A 23,879-nucleotide genomic window follows, 5' to 3' on the forward strand; every position below is an offset into this window, starting at 1 on the left:
ATCCCACCCAACGCAGGCGGATGTGGTTGTGTCTGAGCTTTTCAGAGGCCGGACACCGCATCAGGTTTCAAGCCCCACCGGCACTTAACCTTGCCAGACCTGCGGACCTTACCTTCTCACGTCCGCATTTCAGAGCCTCCTCGCACCCCTCCCAAGGTTACCCCACAGGACCACCCCAATGCGGGAAATCAAACTCGAAGACCTCAAATCCAAAACACCCGCCGAGCTCGTCTCGTTCGCGGAGGAGAATGGGGTCGAGAATGCCAGCACCATGCGCAAGCAGGAGCTGCTGTTCGCCATCCTCAAGCAGCTCGCACTCGCCGAGACCGACATCGTCGGCCAGGGCGTCGTCGAGGTGCTCTCCGACGGCTTCGGCTTCCTCCGCTCGCCCGACGCCAATTATCTGCCGGGCCCGGACGATATCTACGTTTCGCCCTCGCAGATCCGCCGTTTCGGCCTACGCACCGGCGACACCATCGAAGGCCATATTCGCAGCCCGAAAGAGGGCGAGCGCTATTTCGCGCTGCTGAAGGTCAACACGCTCAATTTCGAGGACCCGGAAAAGGCCAAGCACAAGGTCAATTTCGACAACCTCACGCCGCTGTTTCCGAACCAGCGATTCCGGATGGAAATCGACGATCCGACGCGGAAAGACTTGTCTGCAAGGGTGATCGACATCGTCGCCCCGATCGGCAAGGGCCAGCGCGCCTTGATCGTCGCGCCGCCGCGCACGGGTAAGACCGTGCTGATGCAGAACATCGCGCATTCAATCACGCACAATCATCCCGAATGCTATCTGATCGTGCTTCTGATCGACGAGCGTCCGGAAGAAGTCACTGATATGCAGCGCTCGGTGAAGGGCGAGGTCGTGTCCTCGACCTTTGACGAGCCGGCCGTGCGTCACGTTCAGGTCGCCGAGATGGTGATCGAGAAGGCCAAGCGTCTCGTCGAGCACGGCCGCGATGTCGTCATCTTGCTCGATTCGATCACGCGCCTCGGTCGCGCCTACAACACCGTGGTGCCGTCGTCGGGCAAGGTGCTGACCGGCGGTGTCGACGCCAACGCGCTGCAGCGGCCGAAGCGCTTCTTCGGTGCCGCCCGCAACATCGAGGAGGGCGGCTCGCTGACCATCATCGCGACCGCGCTGGTCGATACCGGCAGCCGCATGGACGAGGTCATCTTCGAAGAGTTCAAGGGCACCGGTAACTCCGAACTGATCCTTGACCGCAAGGTCTCGGACAAGCGTACCTTCCCGGCGATCGATATCTCGCGCTCCGGCACCCGCAAGGAGGAGCTCATCACCGATCCGCAGGTGCTCAAGAAGATGTACGTGCTCCGCCGCATCCTGAACCCGATGGGCACCATGGACGCGATCGACTTCCTGCTCGACAAGCTGCGCTCGACCAAGAGCAATTCGGAGTTCTTCGACTCCATGAACACCTGAGTGCAGTGCAACAAGAGATCAGAGGGCGCCTCCGGGCGCCCTTTTCATTTGCAGGCTTTGCTGCGGGGAGAGTGCAGCATGGAAGCCGGTTTTTCGAGCGACATCGATTATCCTTTAATATGTTGATATCTCGACATAATACTTGAAATCTGACGAGCCTCGTTTTTCCCGAATGGCTTGGATTGCAGCAAAAATGCTGCGGATATATTGCGGTGCAATATAGTGTTTGCTGCGGGATTCGTTGCAGCAAAATCCTGCTCCTGGCCGGCAGAAACGAGACGTTTGCCTTTTCGCAGCGAGCCGGACAAATAAGCCATGCATCCGCGAGACCAGACCATCTTTGCGTTGTCGTCCGGCCGGGCGCCGAGCGCCATCGCGATCGTTCGGGTCTCGGGCTCGCAGGCAGCGGCGGTTCTGACCGCGCTTGCGGGCAAGCTGCCGGCACCGCGACAAGCCAGCCGGCGGCTGCTCCGTGACGCGACGGGCCAGCCGATCGACGATGCAGTCGTGCTCTGGTTTCCCGGCCCGACAAGCGCAACGGGCGAAGACGTTGCCGAATTTCACGTCCATGGCGGTCGCGCCGTGCTGGCCGCCCTCTTCGTCGCTATTTCTTTAATTCCGAATTCACGTGCTGCCGAACCCGGTGAGTTCACCCGGCGCGCGTTCGAGAACGGCAAGCTCGATCTCACCGAGGCCGAGGGGCTCGACGATCTCATTCACGCCGACACCGATCGCCAGCGCCGCCAGGCGCTGCGCCAGCTGCAGGGCCTGCTCGGCGATCGCGCGCGCGACTGGCGCGAACGCATCATCGAGGCGTCGGCGCTGATCGAGGCCGGAATCGATTTTTCCGATGAAGGCGATGTGCCCGCGGAATTGCGTGCGCCGGCAGTGAAAGCAATCAGATCGCTGCACGATGAAATCACAAAGGTCCTTGCGGCACAGGGACATTCTGAACGCCTGCGCGAAGGCCTAGTGGTCGCGATCGCCGGCGAGCCGAATGTCGGCAAGTCGACGCTGATGAACCAGCTCGCGCGCCGCGAGGTCGCGATCGTCTCGCCGCACGCCGGCACGACGCGCGACGTCATCGAGGTGCAGCTCGATCTCGATGGCTATCCGGTGACAGTGATCGATACCGCCGGCATTCGCGAAACCGACGATCCGGTCGAGCAGGAAGGTGTGCGCCGGGCGAGGGCACGGGCCGAAGATGCCGACCTCGTGCTTTGGCTGGTGGACGGACACAAGGTCGTCGACCCCGTGGCAATGCGTACCCTGTGGAAGCCGCGCGACAAACTCGATCTGTCCGGGGGGTCGGTCTGGATCGTGCGCAACAAGATCGATCTGACCGAGGCCGTGGGCGATCAGCCCGGAAGCCAGTTTAGGATCTCGGCGAGCCGGGGCGATGGCATTGCGGAGCTGGTCGATGCTCTCGTGAGATTCGCAGCCGAGTTCTTCGGAAGCACTGAGGGCGCATTGGTGACGCGGGCCCGTCAGCGGGAGCTGTTGAGCCGGGCATCGGACAGCTTGCGCCGGAGTCTGGAGCTTGTAGAAGAGGGCGAAGAGCTCGCCGCCGAAGAGCTGCGCGCCGCGGCTTATGCCCTGGGCCGGTTGCTCGGCCGGGTCGACGTCGAGGACGTCCTCGGGGCCATCTTCCAGAAATTCTGCATCGGAAAGTAGCGCTAGTTCTTCAATGTAGAACTAGAGCTTGTTCCGTTTCTTGTGTTTTTCACGTGAAACACTGGAGGTGGGTTCCGCATTGTTTCACGTGAAACGCCCGGAACTCAGCCGCTGTCATTGCGAGGAGCCCTTGCGACGAAGCAATCCAGAATCCTTCCGCGGTCGCATTTCTGGATTGCTTCGCTGCGCTCGCAATGACGGTGTCCGTAGTGGCGGCGTTAATCTATCGGGCGCCTGCTCAGTCGCCAGCGACCGTTTCACGTGAAACACCGGCTGCCAAACCTACTGTGCATGGGGTTGTTTTGCGCAAAGCCGCCCAGCTTCAGCCCAGCCCGTTTCACGTGAAACATCGGTCTTGCCCAGTTTCCACTTCCGGCTTTCCGGCCGCTGAGCTAGAAGTCCCGCCATGCGATCAGAGCGAGAGAGTTTCGACGTCATCGTTATTGGCGGCGGCCACGCCGGCTGTGAGGCCGCGGCTGCTTCTGCCCGGATGGGTGCGACGACCGCTCTGGTGACGCATCGTTTCTCCACCATCGGCGCGATGTCCTGCAATCCGGCCATTGGCGGTCTCGGCAAGGGCCATCTGGTTCGCGAAGTCGATGCCCTTGACGGTCTGATGGGCCGGGTCGGCGATGCCGGGGGCATTCAGTTTCGCGTTCTCAACCGTCGCAAGGGCCCGGCCGTCCGTGGTCCGCGGGCTCAGGCTGACCGGAAGCTGTACGCTGCCGCCATGCAGGCCGCGATCCAGCAGACCGAAGGTCTTTCCGTCATCGAGGGCGAGGCCGCCGAGCTGATTGTGGTCGATGGACGGGTCACCGGACTGCGTCTGGCGGATGGCCAGCAGCTCCGGGCAGGGGCTGTTGTCGTCACCACCGGCACCTTCCTGCGTGGTCTGATCCACCTCGGTGAGAAGAATTGGCCGGCTGGCCGGGTCGGCGAGGCGCCGGCGCTGGGCCTTTCGGCCTCCTTTGAGCGTGCCGGTTTCACGCTCGGACGCCTCAAGACCGGCACGCCGCCGCGTCTGGATGGTTCCACCATCGACTGGTCCGCGGTCGAAATGCAGCCCGGAGACGAGCCGCCGGAGCCGTTCTCGGTCATGACCGAGCGGATCACGACGCCTCAAATCCAGTGCGGCATCACCCGGACCACGTCAGCCACCCATGAGGTTATCAGGGCCAACGTCCATCGCTCCCCGATGTACTCCGGCCAGATCAAGAGCTCCGGACCGCGCTATTGCCCCTCGATCGAGGACAAGATCGTCCGCTTCGGCGATCGCGAGGGTCACCAGATCTTCCTGGAGCCGGAAGGTCTCGACGATACCACCGTCTACCCCAATGGCATCTCTACTTCGCTGCCGGAGGAGATCCAGCTCGCGATCCTCGCCAGCATCCCCGGCCTCGAGCGGGTGAAGATGGTCCGTCCGGGCTACGCCATCGAGTATGATCACATCGACCCCAGGGAGCTGGATCCGACCCTGCAGACCAAGCGGCTGCGCGGTCTGTTCCTGGCCGGACAGATCAACGGCACCACCGGCTATGAGGAGGCTGCCGGTCAGGGCATCGTCGCAGGCCTCAATGCGGCACTCTCCGCCAGCGGTGCGGCCCTGACCGTGTTCGACCGTGCTGACGGCTATCTCGGCGTGATGATCGACGACCTCGTCACCCGTGGGATCAGCGAGCCCTATCGGATGTTCACCTCCAGGGCCGAGTACCGGCTGACCTTGCGGGCGGACAATGCTGATCAGCGGCTGACGGAGAAGGGGATCGCACTGGGCTGCGTCGGCGCTGCCCGGACCCGGCATCATCGCGCCAAGATGGATGTCCTGAACGCCGCCCGGACACTTTCGAAGTCCCTGACCATCACCCCGAACGAGGCGATCAAGCACGGACTGTCCCTGAACCGGGATGGCCAGCGCCGGTCCGCCTTCGAGCTGATGGCTTATCCCGACATCGGCTGGAGCCAGGTCCGCGCCATCTGGCCGGAGTTGTCGGCGATCGATCCTGTGATCGCCACCCATCTCGAGATCGACGCCAAATACGACGTCTATCTCGAGCGTCAGAGTGCGGACGTCCAAGCCTTCCGCCGCGACGAGGGGATGGTGCTGTCGGACGTCGATTACGGCCTGGTCCCGGGTCTCTCGAACGAAGTCCGGGCCAAGCTGGAGAAGGCGCGGCCGTTCACGGTCGGCCAGGCCGGGCGGATCGACGGCATGACGCCGGCAGCGCTTGGCATCCTTGCGGCTTACCTGCGTCGTGAAGCACGAAAGACTTCCAAAGCAATCGCATAGGCGTTTCACGTGAAACAGCGCGGATCCGGCGGGGACAGACCGCTCTCCAGACGGCCCGGAGCAGGTGAGGGCGCCGCGCGTCGATCCGATCCGGCGCCGGCCCAACCGAAATTCGACAAAGCCAGCGCCAACGATCAGGCGCTCGATTCCATCATCGCTGCCGACAAGCGCGCGGCGCTGAGGCTCGCGCCCGTTTCACATGAAACGGAAGTCCGTCTCGACCGCTACATCGCACTGCTGCGGGAGTGGCAGGCCAAGACCAATCTGGTCGCGCCCTCGACCCTGCCTCACCTCTGGACCCGGCACATCGCCGACTCGCTTCAGCTGGTTGATCTCGCACCGACCGCAAGGCGCTGGGCCGATCTCGGCAGTGGCGGCGGCTTTCCCGGCGTCGTCCTCGCCTGCGCCATGGCGGGAAAGCCGGGCGCCAGTGTCCATCTGGTCGAGCGAATCGCCAAGAAGGCCGCGTTTTTGCGCGAAGCTGTTCGCGTCACCACATCTCCGGGAGTCGTACATCTCGCTGAGATCGGGGATAATGTGGATAGAATCACCGGCCCCGTCGATTGCGTCACCGCGCGTGCGCTGGCTCCGCTACATCAACTCATCGGCTTTGCGGAGCCGCTGATGCGCCAGGGCGCAAAGGCGTTGTTTCCCAAGGGTCAAGATGTAGAGGCTGAATTGACCGAAGCCGCTAAATATTGGAATATTCAGCCACAGCTCCACCGAAGCCGGACAGGCGATGGGTGGATCGTCGAGCTGAGTTCGGTTGAGCGGCGCGGGTGAGGCGCTCAGGGGTTGGGTTGGGGAATTTCAATGACCGTGATGGACGAGCCGCAGCAAGAGCAGACCTCTGAAGTCCCGCATGGCCACCCGCGTATCCTCGCGCTGGCGAACCAGAAGGGCGGCGTGGGAAAGACAACCACAGCGATTAACCTCGGTACGGCGCTCGCCGCGATCGGCGAGCGTGTCCTGGTCGTCGATCTCGATCCGCAGGGCAATGCCTCGACCGGCCTGGGCATCGACCGGCGTAACCGTTCCTGCTCGACCTACGACGTGCTGATCGGCGAATCGAGCCTGCGCGAGGCGGTGGTCTCGACCGCGGTACCCCGGCTGCACATCGCGCCCTCGACCATGGATCTCTCCGGCCTCGAGCTCGAGCTCGGCACCACGCAAGGGCGCGCCTTCAAGCTGCGCGATGCGATCGGCGCCCTCAACAACAACGTCTCGCCGGAAGCCGACTACACCTATGTGCTGATCGATTGCCCGCCCTCGCTCAACCTGCTCACCGTGAATGCGATGGCTGCGTCGGATGCGATCCTGGTGCCGCTGCAGTGCGAGTTCTTTGCGCTCGAAGGTCTGTCGCAATTGCTGCAGACGGTGGAGCAGGTGCGCTCGACGCTCAATCCGAACCTGTCGATCCACGGCATCGTGCTGACCATGTTCGACTCGCGCAACAACCTCTCGAACCAGGTCGTCGCCGACGTCCGCCAGTTCATGGGCGAGAAGGTCTACAAGACCATGATCCCGCGCAACGTGCGCATCTCGGAAGCGCCGTCCTACGGCAAGCCGGTGCTGGTCTACGATCTCAAATGCGTCGGCAGCGAAGCCTATTTGCGGCTCGCCACCGAAGTGATCCAGCGCGAGCGCGAGCTGCGCGTCACGCATTGACGGTGCCGTAGGGTGGGCAAAGGCGTCTTCGCCGTGCCCACCGTCTTCCGTGCATGAACAACTGGTGGGCACGCTTGGCTTTGCCCACCCTACGATTCGAAATTCAGTTCTGGAGTGCTTAGCGTGAATCCAAGGGAGCTGGCGATGGCCGACGAAGCGCGTTCGCGACTGGGCCGGGGTCTTGCGAGTCTGATCGGTGACGTCGGCGGCGAGGCCCAGCACGTCGACCGTCCGCGTGCGCAGCGCAAGGTGCCGATCGAATTCATCAAGGCCAATCCGCGCAATCCGCGCCGCACGTTTTCGGATACCGAGCTCAAGGAGCTCTCCGAGTCCATCAAGCAGCACGGCGTGATCCAGCCGATCGTGGTGCGCCCGGTGAAGGGCGCGCAGGACCGCTACGAGATCATTGCCGGCGAGCGGCGCTGGCGCGCCTCGCAGATGGCGGGCTTGCATGAAGTGCCGATCGTGCCGGTCGACATCAGCGACAGCGATGCGCTGGAATTCGCGATCGTCGAGAACGTGCAGCGCGAAGACCTCAACCCGATGGAAGAGGCGCAGGGCTATCACGCGCTCGCCAACGAGTTCAAACGCAGCCAGGACGAAATTGCGAAAGTCGTCGGCAAGAGCCGCAGCCATGTCGCCAACATGATGCGGCTGACCAAGCTGCCGGCCGAAGTGCAGGCCCTCATCGCCACCGGCGAATTGACCGCCGGTCACGCCCGCGCGCTGATCGGCGTGCCCGATCCACTTGCCGCCGCCAAGCGCATCGTCGCCGAAGGTCTCAACGTCCGTCAGACTGAGGCGCTCGCGCATGAGGAGGGCGTGCCGGAGCGCAAGCCGCAAAAGGCCCGCGCCACCGCCGGGGCTAAGGAAAAGGACCCCGATACGATCGATCTCGAGAAGCGCGTCAGTGACGCGCTCGGTCTCAAGGTCACGGTCAATCACCGCGACCCCGGCGGCTCGGTGCAGATCAACTACCGCAACCTCGATCAGCTCGACGAGGTGATGAAGCGGCTGGCCAAGGGCGCGCTGTAGACGCATCAAGTCTTAATCACCGTCACCCTGAGGCGGCCGCTTCTTCAGCGGCCCTCGAAGGGCGACGGCCCGGCTGCATCGGGGCCGTTCATCCTTCGAGGCTCCTCATGGGACGCTTTGCGTCCCATGTCTCGCACCTCAGGATGACGGATTGGACGTCGCGCGCCGTCATTGTGGACGCATCTGCTTCCATCGTCATTGCGAGCGCAGCGAAGCAATCCAGAATCTTTCCACGGAAAGACTCTGGATTGCTTCGTCGCTTGCGCTCCTCGCAATGACGGGAGAGAGCGACGTTGCAAAACCGAGAGAATGCGGGGGACTATCCCCGCCGCCTCGCATTCGCGGCGATTGCCATCAGCGTGCGTTGGGCGATGGCGGCGGCCAGTGTCGATTGCTTGCGGGTGTCGAGCGCGGCGGTTGCGAGCTGCTCGATGACAGCGGCAAGCCGTGCCACGCTGAAATTGCGCAGCGCCGTTTCGACCATGGGTTTTCGTGAAAAATGCAGGCGCGGAAAACCGCCGTCGAGCACTGCGGAGGCCGGTGTGCCGTCGGCGATGGCGAGCGCCGATTTGTGCAGCCACGCGGCCTGGCGCTGCGCGGCGGAGATGATCACGCCGGGATAGGTGCCCGCGATCATGGCCTTGGCGAATTCAGTCTCGACGATGTCGGGCCGACCGGCGAAGGCGCCGTCGACGATCGGATCAAGCTTCAGCTCGGAGGCATCAGCAACGACGGACATCACGTCGTCCAGCGTTATCTCGCCTTTGCCGTGGGCGTAGAGCGTCAGCTTGCGCAGCTCGTTGCGCGAGGCCTGGCGGTCGCCGCCGAGGAACGACATCAGCGCGGCGCGGGCATCCTGCGCGATGCGCAGATTCGCGATGCGGAGCTCGTCCTCCATCAGCTTCGCCAGATCGCGTTCGGTGTCGGGATAACAGCCGATCGCCACGGCGGTCTTGGCTTTCTCGCAGGCCTTGCGCAGCGGCGACTCCGGGCGTAGCTCACCGGCCTCGATCACGATGCGGCAATCCTTCACGCTCATGTCGGCCAGCGTGTCGACGCCGGCAGCGAAGCTGCGCGAGCCGGCGCGGATGCGGATGGCGCGGCGGCCGCCGAACAGCGGCACGGTCATGGCTTCATCGACCAGGCGCGACGGCTCGGCGGAGAGCTCGTCGCCGTCGAGCTTCACCAGTGAGAAGGGATCGTTGGGATCGTCGACGGCGGAGGCAATCAGCGCGTCGGCGCGCTCGCGCACGAGGCCGGCATCGGGACCATAGAGCAGGATGATCGGACGACCCGCATCGGGCCGGGCGAGGAAGGCGTCGATCTCTTTTCCGCGCAGCGCGACCATCGGGCCCAAATGGATCGAGAGTCCGGGCGCGCCCGCCAGGCGCTCCGGAATGACAGATGAGGTCAGGTGCCCGCGGTGAAGAACGCGGCGAGCCTTGTGTTGATGTTCTCGGCGATCTCGTTGGCGGCACGATCCTCGGCGTCACGCACCGCGCGGTTGCGGGCGAAGCGCTGGTAGGAGCCGGGCAGGTCATAGGACACGCGCGAGAACGTGGTGCCGGTCATCACCGATTTGCCCGTCGCAACCTCGATCAGATTGTACTGGCAGTCGATGCCGTAATTCTCGGTGTTCGGCAGGCCGGTATTGGGATCGACGATCAGCGACGTCTTGCTGGAGCTGAAACGGATATCTAGCCGGTGGGTCGGCGGCATGCCCGTCGCCGAACCGTAAAGCTTGAAGGCGAGGGCGTTGCGGACCTCGACGCCGACGCGGGCCTCGCGGGAGGCGTTGGCCTTGTTGATCGGCGGGAGCTCGACCCCCATCAGCTTTTCGCGCAAGCCGGGGGTGCCGTCGGTATGCTCGGCATACATCGGCTGGAAGCAGCCAGCCGTCGTCGCCGCCAAGGCGGCGACCGCGAGCAGGCGGGCTGCGGTGCGGATCCTAGCCGACAACATTCACGATCCTCTTGGGGACGATGATCACCTTGCGGACGGGCTTGCCGTCCAGCACCAGTTTTACAGCATCGAGGGCCAAAGCGGCAGCCTCGATTTCCGGATTCTGGGCCGCTGTTGCAACCGTGACCTCACCCCGTTTCTTGCCGTTGACCTGAACCACCAGGGTCACGGTGTCTTCAACCAGCAAATCGCGTTCGATTTGCGGCCAATTGGCCTCCGAAACCAGCCCGGACTGGCCCAAAACCTGCCAGCACTCCTCGGCCAGATGCGGCATCATCGGGGAGAACAGCTGGACCAGGATCTGGCTGGCTTCCCGGATCGCCCAGGCGAGATCAGCCGACGGCTGGCCGGGGCGCTGGAGCACCTCCGAGAATGTATTGGTGAATTCGCGGATATGGGCGAGGCAGACGTTGAAGTGCAGCCGTTCGACGCCTGTCGTGACCTTGTCGAGCGCGCCGTGGGCGGCCTTGCGCAACAGGAGCGCGTCGTCGCTGAACGAGGCCGGCCGGGCCGCGGGAGCAGCCTTGCCGACATCCGCCGCGTCGTTGACCAGCCGCCACAGCCGCTGCACGAAGCGCGAGGCGCCCTGCACGCGCTCGTCGCTCCAGATCACGTCGCGGTCGGGCGGGGAGTCCGACAGCATGAACCAGCGGGCGACGTCGGCGCCATAGGTCGCGATGATGTCGTCGGGATCGACCGTGTTCTTCTTCGACTTCGACATCTTCTCGATCGGACCGATCGCGACGTCCTCGCCGGTTGCGAGCAGCATCGCGCGGCGTCCGTTGCCGCCGACCTCGATCTTCACCTCGGCCGGCTGCACCCAGCTGCCGTCAGCCTTCTGATAGGTCTCGTGCACCACCATGCCTTGCGTGAACATGCCGGCGAACGGCTCGTCCAATGCGATGTGCCCGGTCGCCTTCATCGCGCGGGTGAAGAAGCGGCTGTAGAGCAGATGCAGGATCGCGTGCTCGACGCCGCCGATATATTGGTCGACCGGCAGCATGCGGTTGGCAACCGCAGGCGTCGTCGGCGCATTCTCGTTCCAGGGATCGGTGAAGCGCGCGAAATACCAGGACGAATCGACGAACGTGTCCATCGTGTCGGTTTCGCGTTGCGCCTTGCCGCCGCATTTGGGGCAGGTGACGTGCTTCCAGGTCGGGTGATGGTCGAGCGCGTTGCCCGGCTTGTCGAAGCTGACGTCCTCCGGCAGCACCACGGGCAACTGGTCGTCCGGCACCGGTACCACGTCGCATTTCGGACAGTGGATGACGGGAATCGGGCAGCCCCAATAGCGCTGGCGCGAAATGCCCCAGTCGCGCAGGCGGAAATTGACCTGGCGCTCGCCGACCGGCGCGTTGCCGCGCAGCTCGCCTTCGAGACGCTTCGCCACCTCTTCCTTCGCCTGCTCGATGGTCATGCCGTCGAGGAAGCGCGAATTGATCATGCGGCCGTCACCGTCATAGGCGGTGTCGGTGATGACGAAGGATTTCGGATCCTGGCCTTCGGGACAGACGACCGGCGTATTGCCGAGACCGTACTTGTTGACGAAGTCGAGGTCGCGCTGGTCGTGCGCGGGGCAGCCGAAGATTGCGCCGGTGCCATATTCCATCAGCACGAAGTTCGCGACATAGACCGGCAGCTTCCAGTTCGGGTCGAACGGATGCACCGCACGGATGCCGGTGTCAAAGCCCTGCTTCTCCGCGGTGTCGATGAGCGACTGCGCCGTGCCGATCTTCTTGATGTCGGCGATGAACTCAGCAAGCTTTGGGTTCTTCGCGGCTGCGGCCTGCGCCAGCGGATGGTCCGCCGAGATCGCCATGAACTTCGCGCCGAACAGCGTGTCCGGGCGCGTCGTGAAAATCTTCAGCTCGCTCTCGCCGGCGGGCGTGGTCGCCGCATCCAGCGCGAAACGGATCAACAGGCCCTCGGAGCGGCCGATCCAGTTGCGCTGCATCAGGCGCACCTTGTCGGGCCAGCGATCGAGCCCATCGAGCGCCGACAGCAATTCCTGCGAGTACTTCGTGATCTTGAAGACCCACTGGCTCATTTCCCGTTGTTCGACAATCGCGCCGGAGCGCCAGCCGCGGCCGTCGATCACCTGCTCGTTGGCGAGCACGGTCATGTCGACCGGATCCCAGTTCAGCTTGCGCTTCTCGCGCTCGGCAAGGCCGGCGGCGAGCATGTCCAGGAACATCTTCTGTTGATGCTTGTAGTAGCTGGGATCGCAGGTCGCGAATTCGCGGCTCCAGTCCAGCGACAGCCCGATCGAGCGGAGCTGCTTCTTCATCGCGGCGATGTTGTCGTAGGTCCAGGCCTTGGGCGCGACCTTGCGCTCGATGGCGGCGTTCTCGGCCGGCAGGCCGAAGGCGTCCCAGCCCATCGGATGCAGCACGTTGAACCCCTTGGCGCGCATGAAGCGGGCCAGCACGTCGCCGAGCGTGTAGTTGCGGACATGGCCGATATGGATGCGCCCCGACGGGTAGGGGAACATCTCGAGCACATAATATTTCGGCCGCGAATCGTCGTTCTTCGAGACGAAGATCGCCTGTTCGTCCCATTGGCGTTGCCAGCGCGGTTCGGCGTCGCGGGCGTTATAGCGTTCGGAGGTCATGGAATCGTTTGCGTTTTCGTGGTTTCGGCGGCCTGAAGAGGCCGGACTAGGCCATAGAAGTCCTCGGGGGGTCAATGGGTTGCCGCAACCGGCGGTGCCTCGCAGGGCTGCCCCGCAAAAGTACGGATGAGGGTATTCGGATCGGATTAAGGGGTCGGTGCGAGGTTGGCCACCAATAGCACCCGCGCCAGGCGATGGAATCCAGTTTCGACGATCCCGATTATGACTATGCCGCGTCCATCGCCGGACGGGCGATGCGAAGCATGGAAGAACAGCGGATTCCGCTGACGCCGACCAATTTCGCGATCTGGTTCCAGTATTACGCGGACGGCCATGACGATCTGCGCAATGCCGTCGACCTTCTGATCGACCACAACCGCCCCTTCGACTCCAGGACCAATCAGGACCTGTTCGAGACGTATATTGCGCCCCATGTGAGCGCCGTCGTGGTCGATACGTCCGAGCGGCTCCATGCCCTGATGGCAGCGGCGAAGGAGTTTCTGGCCACCGCGATCGCCGACAATCGCTCCCAGATGCAGGTGATCAGCGAAGTCGCCGACCAGGGCCAGGCCAGCGTCGATCCAAAGGCGCTGGTTGCCCAGCTCATGAACGAGCTGGCGCGGGCGGCCACAAGGGCGACGCGGCTCGAGGCCGGCTTTGCGGAAAAGACCCGCGAGCTCGACGTCATCAGAGATTCGCTCTCCAAATCCGAGGAGCGGGCGAAGACCGACACGCTGACGGGTCTTGCAAACCGGCGGGCGCTGGACGAATTCCTGCGCAAGGCGCAGGCGACGGCGAATTGGGGCGTGCTGCTGCTCGACATCGACCATTTCAAGACATTCAACGACAATTTCGGCCACGGCGTCGGCGACCAGGTGCTGCGTTTGATGGCCAAGGTGTTGCGCGAAAAGGTCCGCACACAGGATCTGTCGGCCCGCTATGGCGGCGAGGAGCTGATTGCGGTGCTGCCGGATGCCGATCTTGCGGCGTGCATCGATATCGCCGAGCGTATCAGGCGCGCGATCGCGGAGTGCACCATCACGCGACGCTCGACCGGCGAGGTGCTGCCGAACATCACGGTTTCAATCGGTGTGGCGCAATACCGGGTGGGTGAGCCGATCGCCGATTTGATCGAGCGCTGCGATCGCGCGCTCTACCTCGCCAAGGGCGGCGGCCGTAATCGCGTGGTGACGGAGAATGAGCTCGATCGCGCCGACGCTGCGGGCTAGCTTCTTGCGAGCGAGACGATAACGGTGCGCTGCCTCGCCTCGCAAACGGGGCGAGCTAGCTGAAACAGCGGCGCGTGTGCTAGGCGCTGGCCACCATCACCACGGCTGCCGTGCGGCTCTCGATCGCCTGTACGCCGTGCTCGACGACATTGTTGCGGCCGCGATGCTTGGCGGCGTAGAGCGCGGCGTCGGCGGCTTCGATCAGGTCGCCCGGACGCAAGGCCTCGTTGGGCCGCGTCGCCGCGACGCCGATCGACACCGTGACCACCATGTGGGCCGAGGTAATGTGCGGCAGGCAGAGCTGCAGCACGGCCGCACGGACCTGCTCGCCGATCTTCACGGCGCGCATCACGTCGGTGTTCGGCAGCAGCAGGCAGAACTCCTCGCCGCCATAGCGCGCGGCAAAGCCCATCGTGTCGGCGGCGATGCCGGAGAGCGACTCGCCGAGCCGGGTCAGGCAGGAATCGCCTTCGAGATGGCCGTAGGTGTCGTTGAACAGCTTGAAATGATCGACGTCGATCATCAGAAGCGCGAGTTCGCTGCCATATTGCTGCGCGCGCATCCATTCGAAGTCGAGCCGGCTTTGGAAGCCGCGGCGGTTGGCAAGTCCCGACAGCATGTCGATCGAGGCCATCACCGTCAGGCGATCGTTGCTCGCGATCAGCTCGCGCTCGCGTTGGCTGAGCTGGGCGGCCATTGCGTTGAACGCGCGCGCCAGCGGTACGAATTCGGATGGCAGGCTCTTGCGCGCGGCGCGGGCCGACAGATTGCCTTCGCCGAGACGCTTGGCCATGTCGGCGAGCATCTCGATCGGCTTGATCACGAGCTTCTCGGCGGCGATCAGCGCGCCGAGCAGCACGAACACGACGACGAAGGCGAGCTGCAGATAGGCGGTGCGGATGTCGCGGTTCACCGCGGCGGACACCTTGTCCTCGTCGATGCTGGTGATCAGGCGGGAATTGGTGCCTGCGATGCGGATGAAGCTGACGGCGCGCCGCGATCCATCGGCGGCGAGGAACGACAGCGAGCCTTCGTCCTGGTCGGAGCGCAGGGCCATGTCGGCGATCGCAGACATCAGCGGCATGTTGTCGAGGGGACGACCGACCGCGCTGTGCTGGTCGGCGGGCGCGGCCAGCACGGTGCCGGCGCTGTCGACCAGCACCGCCGAGATGCCGGCGCGGCCGCCCAGATTATTCATCACCTTCGACATCCAGTCGAGATTGACGGTTGCGAGCACGACCGCGTCGGCAACGCCGCTGAAGGCGGAGACCGGATAGACCGCCATGACCGTCGGCGACTGCACCGGCCGTGACAGGATGAAGTCGGACAGCACGAAGCGGCCGGTCTCCTGCGCCTGCTGGAAATAGGGCCGGTCGGAGAGGTCGAGGCCGACATACATGTTGTTGGTTGCGCACTGGATGCGGCCGTCCTGGCCGGCGATCAGCAGCGTGCGGATCCAGGGCAGGCTCGTCGGCAGGCTCGCGCGCAGCACGTCGCAGCTCTTGCTGACGCCGCCGGCGGAGGCGCGGATGAAGGCTTCCGATTTCAGGATGGTTTCGACCGAGGAGATCACCTCGCGCTGCGCATCGGCGCTGTGCCGTGCTACAGTGGTGAATTCGGCGGTGGCTTGCGCGATCTGTTTGGTGCGGGCGTCCTCGAGCGAGCGGATGCGCTCGAGCATCAACGGCGCCACCAGAATCACCGCGAGCAATGCAAGCCGGGCCCTGATGCCCAGGACCTGCTTGAGTTTTGCCCGTTTGCGGTTGAAACTGACGTTTGCCATCTGCGCGCTACCCACCCCGCGCGCCAAGGTAAAGCGAAGGGTTCAAAAACCCTTTCTTGAACTTGGTAAAATTGGAACTACCTCCGTTAAGGTCACGGCCCAATCGACATCATGACAGACAACAATGCCGCGCCGGTAACCGGCGATTCACCAAATGCGCTCGCCGCGGTCGAGGCGGAAATCGCGCGTGCCTGCAAGGATGCGCGGCGCGATCGCGCTTCGGTAACGTTGATTGCCGTGTCGAAAGCTTTCGCGGCGGATGCAATTATCCCGGTTATCGACGCCGGACAGCGCGTGTTCGGCGAGAATCGCGTGCAGGAGGCCAAAGGCAAGTGGCCGGCGTTAACCTCCAGATACCCTGACATCGCACTGCATCTGATCGGGCCGTTGCAGTCCAACAAGGCGAAAGAGGCGGTGGCGCTGTTCGATGCCATCCATTCCGTCGACCGTCCGAGCATTTGCCAAGCGTTAGCCAAAGAAATCGAATCCCAGAACAAGCACCCGCAACTTTTCGTCCAGATCAACACTGGCGAGGAGCCGCAGAAGGCGGGCGTGGCGCCCGGCGAGGCCGACGCCTTCCTTGCAAGCTGCCGCGACACTTATGGCCTGACGATATCAGGCCTCATGTGCATCCCGCCAGTGGACGAGCCGCCGGCCGCGCATTTCGCGCTGACCGCGAAGATCGCGGCGCGCAACGGACTGCAGAATCTGTCGATGGGCATGAGCGCCGATTATGCGACCGCCATCATGTTGGGTGCCACGCATGTCCGCGTGGGAAGCGCGATCTTCGGGCATCGGTAGTGCCGTTGGCAGGGACCGTGCGCGGCAACCGCTCTTGAATTCGTCATTGCGAGCGTAGCGAAGCAATCCAGAGTCCCTCCGCGGAAAGATTCTGGATTGCTTCGCTACGCTCGCAATGACGCGTGGAGAGAGATGCACACGGCGGCGCGTGAGGTGCTTACGCGAACCTCACCGACACCTTCCCCAGCACGCCAAAATCCGCGGCAAGATGGTCGCCGGCCTGGATCGGCAGCGGTGGATGGCAGGTGCCTGTGGTCACCACCTGCCCTGCGCGCAGTGTAATGCCAAGCTCGCGCAGTTCGTTGGCGAGCCAGGCGAGTGCGACGCGGGGATCGCCGAGCACGTTCTTGCCGTGACCGATATAACGCTCGCCGCGCAGCGTGATCTGCGGCCGCTCCTCGACGAGATTCATCGCGCGCCAATTCGCCGATGTCGCCGCGCCCAGCACGAACAGATGCGCGCAGGCATTGTCGGCGATTAGCTGCGCCTCGCCGGCACTGGCGAAATCGACGAAGCGCGAATCCGGAATTTCGATGGCGGGATGCAAGGTGTCGACGGCGGCAAGCACTTCATCGACGCCAAAGGGCGAAGGCCGCGGCGCCAGATCGCGTCCCATGCGGAAGCAGAATTCCGGCTCGCCGACGCGCATCGCGTTGCCCTTCATCGACGCGGTGCCGCCATCGGCGATCACGGTGTCGCTCATGATGCGACCGGCCAGCGGTCCTGATACATTGATGTGCTTCTGCCCGGCTTCGCTCGTTGCCGCGATCTTCCAGCCGAACAGCTTGCCGGGCGATTGGTTTTCGAGCACGGCCTGCACGGCGTAACCCTCGGCACGGCTCTGCGGCCGCAAGCGTGCCTCCAGGGCGTCGAGCTTGCTGCCGTTGCGCCAATGTTGGACGAGGACGCGCGAAGCGGCCGTGATCTGATCCTTGTCGAGCATTGACCCTCACCCGATGATGATTTTTGTTCCTGGTCCGATCAGCCGCAGCAGATGTCGCATTGCGGATTTCGTCATGGAGACGCAGCCCGCGGTCGGACCGAAATTGTCGCGCGCCAGATGCAGGAAGACCGCGCTGCCACGGCCGGCGATGCGCGGCCTCGTGTTATGATCGATCTCGATGATGAAGTCATAGAGATGGTCGACGCGCTTGAGCCGGTCGCCGCCCTCGCCCACCCCGCGCCTGATCCACCGGTTGTAGTGGCGATCATCGGGGTCTTCGCACCAGGCGTCCGTGCCAGTGATGATACGCGCCGGCAGAAACGTCTTGGGACGGCTGTGCCTGTCGCCCCGCCACCACAATTGCCGGGGCCGAAAGCTGCCTCTGGGGGTGCCGCCATCGCCCTCGCGCTTGTTGGCCAGAATACCGCCGCGCCCCAGCGCCACCGGAATTGTCAGGCTGCCTGCGGTCAGCCAGCCCCGGCGCGGATTTCCGGCGGCGGCCTTAACGCGGATCGCGGAGAGCGGCCCGGCGGCCCGATTCCTGGTGTAACTAACTGACACAGCTTTGTTTTTCATATGAATGCGCGATGTCGAATTCATTACAGGACATTCATCAAAACGCCCTGCTATTCTGGGTTAGAGTAATTCCGGCTTGTGAATCGGTAACAGCCCACTACTTCAACACGAACAACAATAAAAACAGCGACCCCTAAACTTCCCATCACGGCCAGGTGCGGCATGCATGCGCGCCCGTCCGACCCCAAAAGGATGATCCCCTATGGCCAATGCCCGCAAGATCCTGATCGTGGATGACGATACCGATCTGCGCGATACGTTGGTGGAGCAATTATCGCTACACGAAGAATTTGAAGCCTCCGCCGTTGATACCGGCGCCAAGGGCGCCAGCGCCGCAAAGGCCAACGCCCCCGATCTCGTCCTGATGGATGTCGGGCTCCCCGACACCGATGGCCGTGAAGTGGTCCGCTCCCTGCGCAAGGGTGGCTTCAAGGCGCCGATCATCATGCTGACGGGGCACGACACCGATTCCGACACGATTTTGGGCCTGGAATCCGGGGCCAACGACTATGTCGCAAAGCCCTTCCGCTTCGCCGTTCTGCTGGCCCGCATCCGCGCCCAGCTCCGCCAGCACGAGGCCAGCGAGGACGCGGTGTTCTCGGTCGGCCCCTACTCCTTCCGCCCCGGCTCCAAAATGCTGACCGCGGCCAATGCCCGCAAGGTCCGCCTCACCGAGAAGGAAACCGCGATCCTGCGCTTCCTCTACCGGGCCGGCCAGATGCCGGTCTCGCGCGAGACCCTGCTCCAGGAGGTCTGGGGCTACAATTCCGGCGTCACCACCCATACGCTGGAAACCCACATCTACCGCCTTCGCCAGAAGATCGAGAAGGACGCCGCCAACCCGGAGATCCTGGTCACGGAAGCCGGTGGCTACAAGCTGGTGCCGTGATACGTTCCAGGAACGCGCGATTCGTCGTAAATTAGCGCGTTCCTCGAGCCTCGGACCTGAATGTCAATCGACGATGACGTAGCGCTGCTTGAGCGTGTCCCGACACTGCGCCTGTTGGGAGACGCCTCGTTGCGCATGCTGGCGATCGGCTCCGAGCAGCGCGACTTCGTCCGCGGCGACGTCCTGTTCAATCTCGGTGATGATGCTGACGCCGGCTTCGTGGTCCAGCGTGGCGCCTTTCGCGTCGATGACGGCGCCGGTGCCGAGATGATCGCAGGCCCCGGCACGCTGATCGGCGAGCTCGCGCTGGTCGTGCCGATGAAGCGGCCGTCGGGCGCGGTTGCGCTGGAGCATTCCTCCGTCATCCGCGTCGCGCGCAGCCTGTTCCAGCGCGTGCTCGAAAGCGATCCTGCAGCCGCGGTCCGCCTGCGCGACGAGTTCGCGGTCCGCTCCAGCCAGATCGCCAGTGACATCTTGATCGCCGGCGCGAAGCTCAGCACGTAGGTCCCCGTCGTACTGGCTTTCGATATGGCGACGTCAGATGTCCAGCGTCACCGTCACGGGCACATGGTCCGACGGCCGCTCCCAGCTGCGGGCATCGCGCAGAATCCTGAAATCCTGAACCGCATCCTTCAGCGCGCGCGACACCCAGATGTGGTCGAGGCGCCGGCCGCGATCGCCGACGGTCCAGTCGGCGGAGCGGTAGCTCCACCACGTATAGACCTTTTCCGACATCGGGATGCGGTCGCGCGCGACGTCGACCCATTCGCCGGCCTCGAGCGCCGCCTTCAGCTTCTCGGTTTCAACAGGCGTGTGCGAGACGACTTTCAGAAGCTGCTTGTGCGACCACACGTCGTTCTCGTGCGGCGCGACGTTGAGATCGCCAACCAGGATGTGGCGGTCTTCCCCACGAGGATGCAGCGGCTCGCACGCTTTCATCTCGTCGAGGAAGCGCAGCTTGTGGTCGAATTTTTCGTTGAGCGCGGGATCGGGAATGTCGCCGCCGGCGGGCACGTAGAAATTATGCAGCACCAGCGGCTTTGCGATTGCAGCCTTCTCGCCGAACGACACCGAGATATGGCGCGAATCCACCTTGTCGCAGAAGGTCCTGATATCAGTGGATTCAAACGGAATCTTCGAGACGATAGCGACGCCGTGATAGCCCTTCTGTCCGTTCAGCGCGACGTGCTCGTAACCGAGGCGCTTGAAGCGCTTCAGCGGAAAGGCGTCGTCGATGCACTTGGTCTCCTGCAGACACAGCACGTCCGGCCGCGCGCTCTTGAGAAACTTCGCGACCAGGTCGATGCGCAGCCGCACCGAATTGATGTTCCAGGTTGTCAGGGAAAGACGCATGGGAGCTGCGTCTTAGCAAGCTCTCGTGGGGTGGGCAAAGGCGCAACGCGCCGTACCCACGATCTTTTGGCTGCGAAGGGGAGAACGAACTCTCTCGTGCCCCGGACGCTGCGCGGCACGAAGTGACGCGCTGCAGAGCCGGGGCCCATGTGCGCGGCAATCTGGGTCCCGGCTCTGCGCCGCACCGCTGCGCGCTGCGTCGCGTCCGGGACACCGGACCGACCTATCCCGGCGCCGGGCCGTAATTGGTGAAGTCGATCTTGAACATGCTCGGATCGAGCTTCTTGCCCGCATCGAGATTGTAGACCGCAATCGTGGTGTCGTAGCCCTGCGGGTCGGTGACGGTCCATTGCTTGAGCTGGCCGTCCTTGGCGCCGATCATCAGCAGCAGGCGGCTGGTGCCGACCAGCGCCTGCTTCTCCTCGATGGTGACGCTGATGAAGAGATCGTCTGCGGTGACGTTGACGACGTTGGTATCCTTCATCAGATCGATACGATCCGACAGCAGGAAGCGCAGCGGCGTCTGCGACAGCGGATAGACATCCTGCGTCGCGAGCTTGCGGTCGCGCACCACGACCGACGATCCGTCGGCGATGATGTCGATCGGGCTCGGCGGATCATATTCGAAGCGGACCTTGCCCGGCTTCTGGATGTAGAAATCGCCCTGCGTCTTGCTGCCGTCGGGTCCGACCTGGACGAAATTTCCGACCAGCGTCGACAGCGAGGACAGATAGGCGCTGACCTTGGCGGCCTGCGCCTTCTGCTTGTCGTCGAAGGTCTGGAAGATGCTGCTCGGCACGTTGCGGCGCGGATCGGGAATGACCGGGTTCGGCGGCGCCTGCGTTGCGCCGGTGAACGCCGGTCCGCCCGACGGCGGGGCAGCGTCACGGCCCTTCGGCGCCGGCTTCGGCACGGGCACGTTCTGTGCAAACGCCGCGGCGGTCACCATCGCGGCGGTGACGAGAAGCGCGCCCGCCACGCGCGCACTGCGCGCAGCAAAGGAGGCTGCGAATCGAATGTCCGGATGTCTGGTCAACGCGTCGTCCTGTGTGGCTGGGCGTCGTTTTAGCGTGATTTCGGGCAAAAGCAGAGATCGATTTTGCGTGAGAATATCATTTCGAGGCGATGCGCCTCACATATGGCTGTCTTCTTCCTCGACCAGAATCTCGCGCTTGCCGGCGTGGTTGGCGGGACCGACGATCCCTTCCAGTTCCATGCGCTCCATCAGCGATGCGGCGCGGTTATAGCCGATTTGCAGGCGGCGCTGGATGTAGCTGGTCGAGGCCTTGCGATCGCGTTTGACGATGGCAACGGCCTGCTGGAACAGATCGCCGCCACCATCCGCACCCATGCCGCTGGCGTCGAACACGGCGCCGCCGTCTTCGTCCTCGCTCGGCTCTTCGGCCGTGACCGCTTCCAGATATTCGGGCTGGCCCTGTGTCTTGAGGTGGCGCACCACCTTCTCGACTTCCTCGTCGGAAGCAAATGGTCCGTGCACGCGGCTGATGCGGCCGCCGCCGGCCATGTAGAGCATGTCGCCCTGGCCGAGCAGCTGCTCGGCGCCCATCTCGCCCAGGATGGTGCGGCTGTCGATTTTTGAAGTGACCTGGAAGGCGATGCGGGTCGGGAAGTTCGCCTTGATGGTGCCGGTGATGACGTCCACCGACGGACGCTGTGTCGCCAGAATCACATGCAGGCCGGCAGCGCGCGCCATCTGCGCGAGGCGCTGCACGGCGCCTTCGATATCTTTGCCGGCGACCATCATCAGGTCGGCCATTTCGTCGACGATGATGACGATGTAGGGCAGCGGATCGAGCGAGAGCTTCTCTTCCTCGTAGATCGCCTTGCCGGTCTCCTTGTCGAAGCCGGTATGCACGGTGCGCGTCGGCTCTTCGCCCTTGGCCTTCAATTCGAGCAGGCGCGTGTTGTAGCCGTCGATGTTGCGCACACCGAGCTTGGCCATGTTCTTGTAGCGCTCTTCCATCTCGCGCACGGCCCATTTCAGCGCCACCACCGCCTTCTTCGGGTCGGTCACGACGGGCGTGAGCAGATGGGGAATGCCGTCATAGACGGAGAGTTCGAGCATCTTCGGATCGACCATGATCAGGCGGCACTGGTCGGGCCGCAGCCGGTAGACCAGGCTGAGGATCATGGTGTTGATCGCGACCGATTTGCCCGAGCCGGTGGTACCGGCGATCAGCATGTGCGGGGTGCGGGCAAGGTCGATGATGACGGGGTCGCCGCCGATGGTCTTGCCGAGGCAGAGCGGCAGCTTCGCGACCGTGTCGGTGGCCTCCTTCGCCACCAGCAATTCGCGCAAATAGACCTTTTCGCGATGCGCGTTCGGCAGCTCGATGCCGATGGCGTTGCGGCCGGGCACGACCGCGACGCGCGCCGACAGCGCGCTCATCGAGCGGGCGATATCGTCGGCAAGTCCGATCACGCGCGAGGATTTGATGCCGGGCGCCGGCTCCAGCTCGTACAGCGTGACCACGGGACCGGGATTGGCCTTCACGATCTCGCCGCGCACGCCGAAATCCTGCAGCACGCCTTCGAGCGAGCGCGAATTGGTCTCGAGCTCGGCCTTGCTGAGCGGCTGGCGGTCGCCGGCCTTCGGCGCGGCCAGCATGGAGACGGAGGGAAGATCGAACTTGTCGGAGCCCTTCTTGGCCGCCGCCTTCGGCGCAGCCTTCTTGCGCGATGCGCGCGCGGGCGCCTCTTCTTCTTCCTCTTCCTCCTCTTCTTCTTCCTCTTCGTGCGCGTCCTCGTCGTCCTCGTCGTGGGACTGCGGCGAGATCGGGGGCGCGGCGCGGCCGCCGCCGAGATTGGGCTCCTGCCGGCTGAACGAGACCGCCTTGGCCTTCGGTCCGCTCGAGACCAGCGAGCGATAGGCTGCACCGAGCAGCCAGATCAGCCGCGCTTTCGTGCTCATCAGCGCGTGGAACAACCAGCCCAGCGACACCGAGCCGCGATCGCCCTCCTCGTCGTCGTCGAGCGGCTTGTCGTCGTCCTCGATCTCCGCGAGCTCGTCGTCATGCTGGCGCGCGCCGAGCCCGCAGGCGATCAGGAAGGTCGCGGCCAGCGCGGCGAACAGGATGGCGCCGAGCACGATGCGATAGATCGCGCCGGGCGGCCCGAAGATCACCGCGGGCGCTCGCACCAGCGCATCGCCGACCACCCCGCCGAGCCCGGTCGGTAACGGCCAGGCGCCGCCATGCGGCCAGCAGCTGACAAAACCGGCCGCGATCACCGTGCAGAGAATCCAGCAGCCGAGCCGCAGCGCCTCGCGGTCGAACGGGCGATGAGTCATCATGCGCCAGCCCCACACCGCGACCGTCAGGATCAGCATGATCGCGCCGAGCCCGAGGATCTGCATCGCAAGGTCGGCGCCGATGGCGCCGGCATAGCCGAGAATGTTGCGGATCGGGCGCGAGGTGGCGTGGCTGAGGCTCGGGTCCTGCACCGACCAGGTCATCAGCGCGGCAGACGCGGCGCCCGCCAGCGTGACCAGGCCGAGGCCCGTGAGCTCGCGCATACGCCGCGCCAGGCCCTCACGGATCGAGGGCGGTAGATGGCCGACCAGAGGAATCACACGTTCGATTGCCGACATGCTCATGGGCCCCG

20 protein-coding genes are annotated in these 23,879 nt (G+C 64.1%); 10 read left to right on the forward strand and 10 right to left on the reverse strand.

The window, feature by feature from the left end:
- The first annotated feature begins 178 nt into the window (after positions 1–178).
- On the forward strand, positions 179–1,444 hold the full coding sequence (gene rho, locus XH89_RS01155) for a transcription termination factor Rho (protein WP_008133567.1): 1,266 nt from the start codon (positions 179–181) through the stop codon (positions 1,442–1,444).
- Positions 1,445–1,551: 107 nt separating this feature from the next.
- Here rho and XH89_RS01160 read toward each other — a convergent pair whose 3' ends face one another.
- Positions 1,552–1,818 carry a hypothetical protein gene (locus XH89_RS01160; protein ID WP_194468747.1) on the reverse strand — a complete coding sequence of 89 codons (267 nt, stop codon included), beginning with the start codon at positions 1,816–1,818 and terminating at the stop codon, positions 1,552–1,554.
- Between XH89_RS01160 and mnmE the strand changes: the two genes are divergently transcribed.
- From mnmE to XH89_RS01185, 5 genes are all read left to right on the forward strand, one after another.
- Complete coding sequence (mnmE, locus tag XH89_RS01165) at positions 1,760–3,118, forward strand: tRNA uridine-5-carboxymethylaminomethyl(34) synthesis GTPase MnmE (RefSeq protein WP_194465330.1); 1,359 nt, start codon at positions 1,760–1,762, stop codon at positions 3,116–3,118. The genes XH89_RS01160 and mnmE overlap by 59 nt on opposite strands.
- 406 nt (positions 3,119–3,524) lie before the next feature.
- Complete coding sequence (gene mnmG / locus XH89_RS01170; RefSeq protein ID WP_194465331.1) at positions 3,525–5,405, forward strand: tRNA uridine-5-carboxymethylaminomethyl(34) synthesis enzyme MnmG; 1,881 nt, start codon at positions 3,525–3,527, stop codon at positions 5,403–5,405.
- A 150-nt stretch (positions 5,406–5,555) separates the two neighbouring features.
- Positions 5,556–6,188: a 16S rRNA (guanine(527)-N(7))-methyltransferase RsmG gene (gene rsmG, locus XH89_RS01175; protein WP_194468329.1), complete on the forward strand. Its 633-nt coding sequence runs from the start codon at positions 5,556–5,558 to the stop codon at positions 6,186–6,188.
- A gap of 30 nt (positions 6,189–6,218) precedes the next feature.
- A complete protein-coding gene (locus XH89_RS01180) occupies positions 6,219–7,073 on the forward strand; it encodes a ParA family protein (protein WP_194465332.1) in 855 nt (284 codons plus the stop codon).
- 144 nt (positions 7,074–7,217) lie between these two features.
- Entirely contained in the window at positions 7,218–8,108 is an 891-nt protein-coding gene (locus tag XH89_RS01185) for a ParB/RepB/Spo0J family partition protein (RefSeq protein ID WP_194465333.1), read from the forward strand.
- A 319-nt stretch (positions 8,109–8,427) separates the two neighbouring features.
- Here the strand turns inward: XH89_RS01185 and holA are convergent, their stop codons facing one another.
- The 3 genes from holA to leuS form a co-directional block, all read right to left on the reverse strand.
- Entirely contained in the window at positions 8,428–9,456 is a 1,029-nt protein-coding gene (gene holA / locus XH89_RS01190) for a DNA polymerase III subunit delta (protein ID WP_194465334.1), read from the reverse strand.
- 62 nt (positions 9,457–9,518) lie between these two features.
- A complete protein-coding gene (locus XH89_RS01195) occupies positions 9,519–10,070 on the reverse strand; it encodes an LPS assembly lipoprotein LptE (protein ID WP_194465335.1) in 552 nt (183 codons plus the stop codon).
- Positions 10,057–12,681, reverse strand: coding sequence for a leucine--tRNA ligase (leuS, locus tag XH89_RS01200; RefSeq protein WP_194465336.1), 2,625 nt, complete (start codon positions 12,679–12,681; stop codon positions 10,057–10,059). The genes XH89_RS01195 and leuS overlap by 14 nt, the downstream gene beginning before the upstream one ends.
- Positions 12,682–12,875: 194 nt before the next feature.
- Between leuS and XH89_RS01205 the strand changes: the two genes are divergently transcribed.
- Entirely contained in the window at positions 12,876–13,910 is a 1,035-nt protein-coding gene (locus XH89_RS01205) for a diguanylate cyclase (protein ID WP_194465337.1), read from the forward strand.
- Positions 13,911–13,989: 79 nt separating this feature from the next.
- Here XH89_RS01205 and XH89_RS01210 read toward each other — a convergent pair whose 3' ends face one another.
- Complete coding sequence (locus XH89_RS01210; protein ID WP_194465338.1) at positions 13,990–15,693, reverse strand: diguanylate cyclase domain-containing protein; 1,704 nt, start codon at positions 15,691–15,693, stop codon at positions 13,990–13,992.
- A gap of 111 nt (positions 15,694–15,804) precedes the next feature.
- Here XH89_RS01210 and XH89_RS01215 point away from each other — a divergent pair, with 111 nt between their 5' ends.
- Entirely contained in the window at positions 15,805–16,494 is a 690-nt protein-coding gene (locus tag XH89_RS01215) for a YggS family pyridoxal phosphate-dependent enzyme (protein ID WP_194465339.1), read from the forward strand.
- Between the two features lie 157 nt (positions 16,495–16,651).
- On the opposite strand, the gene XH89_RS01220 is transcribed toward XH89_RS01215, so the two are convergent.
- Both XH89_RS01220 and XH89_RS01225 read right to left on the reverse strand, forming a co-directional pair.
- Positions 16,652–17,437 carry a 2-keto-4-pentenoate hydratase gene (locus XH89_RS01220; protein WP_194465340.1) on the reverse strand — a complete coding sequence of 262 codons (786 nt, stop codon included), beginning with the start codon at positions 17,435–17,437 and terminating at the stop codon, positions 16,652–16,654.
- A gap of 6 nt (positions 17,438–17,443) precedes the next feature.
- Positions 17,444–18,013, reverse strand: coding sequence for a L,D-transpeptidase (locus tag XH89_RS01225; RefSeq protein WP_246767712.1), 570 nt, complete (start codon positions 18,011–18,013; stop codon positions 17,444–17,446).
- A gap of 202 nt (positions 18,014–18,215) precedes the next feature.
- Between XH89_RS01225 and XH89_RS01230 the strand changes: the two genes are divergently transcribed.
- Together XH89_RS01230 and XH89_RS01235 are read left to right on the forward strand one after the other, a co-directional pair.
- A complete protein-coding gene (locus XH89_RS01230) occupies positions 18,216–18,902 on the forward strand; it encodes a response regulator transcription factor (RefSeq protein WP_007598630.1) in 687 nt (228 codons plus the stop codon).
- A gap of 60 nt (positions 18,903–18,962) precedes the next feature.
- Positions 18,963–19,406 (forward strand): cyclic nucleotide-binding domain-containing protein, encoded by a 444-nt coding sequence (locus XH89_RS01235; protein WP_194465342.1) that lies wholly within the window; start codon positions 18,963–18,965, stop codon positions 19,404–19,406.
- 33 nt (positions 19,407–19,439) lie between these two features.
- On the opposite strand, the gene xth is transcribed toward XH89_RS01235, so the two are convergent.
- The 3 genes from xth to XH89_RS01250 all read right to left on the reverse strand — a co-directional run bounded on the left by xth (position 19,440) and on the right by XH89_RS01250 (position 23,871).
- Positions 19,440–20,255, reverse strand: coding sequence for an exodeoxyribonuclease III (gene xth / locus XH89_RS01240; protein WP_194465343.1), 816 nt, complete (start codon positions 20,253–20,255; stop codon positions 19,440–19,442).
- 223 nt (positions 20,256–20,478) lie between these two features.
- Positions 20,479–21,234, reverse strand: coding sequence for an outer membrane lipoprotein carrier protein LolA (locus tag XH89_RS01245; protein ID WP_194468330.1), 756 nt, complete (start codon positions 21,232–21,234; stop codon positions 20,479–20,481).
- A gap of 153 nt (positions 21,235–21,387) precedes the next feature.
- On the reverse strand, positions 21,388–23,871 hold the full coding sequence (locus XH89_RS01250) for a DNA translocase FtsK (RefSeq protein ID WP_194465344.1): 2,484 nt from the start codon (positions 23,869–23,871) through the stop codon (positions 21,388–21,390).
- Positions 23,872–23,879: the final 8 nt, after the last annotated feature.

This window comes from Bradyrhizobium sp. CCBAU 53340 (genome assembly GCF_015291645.1).
Classification (GTDB): Bacteria; Pseudomonadota; Alphaproteobacteria; order Rhizobiales; family Xanthobacteraceae; genus Bradyrhizobium.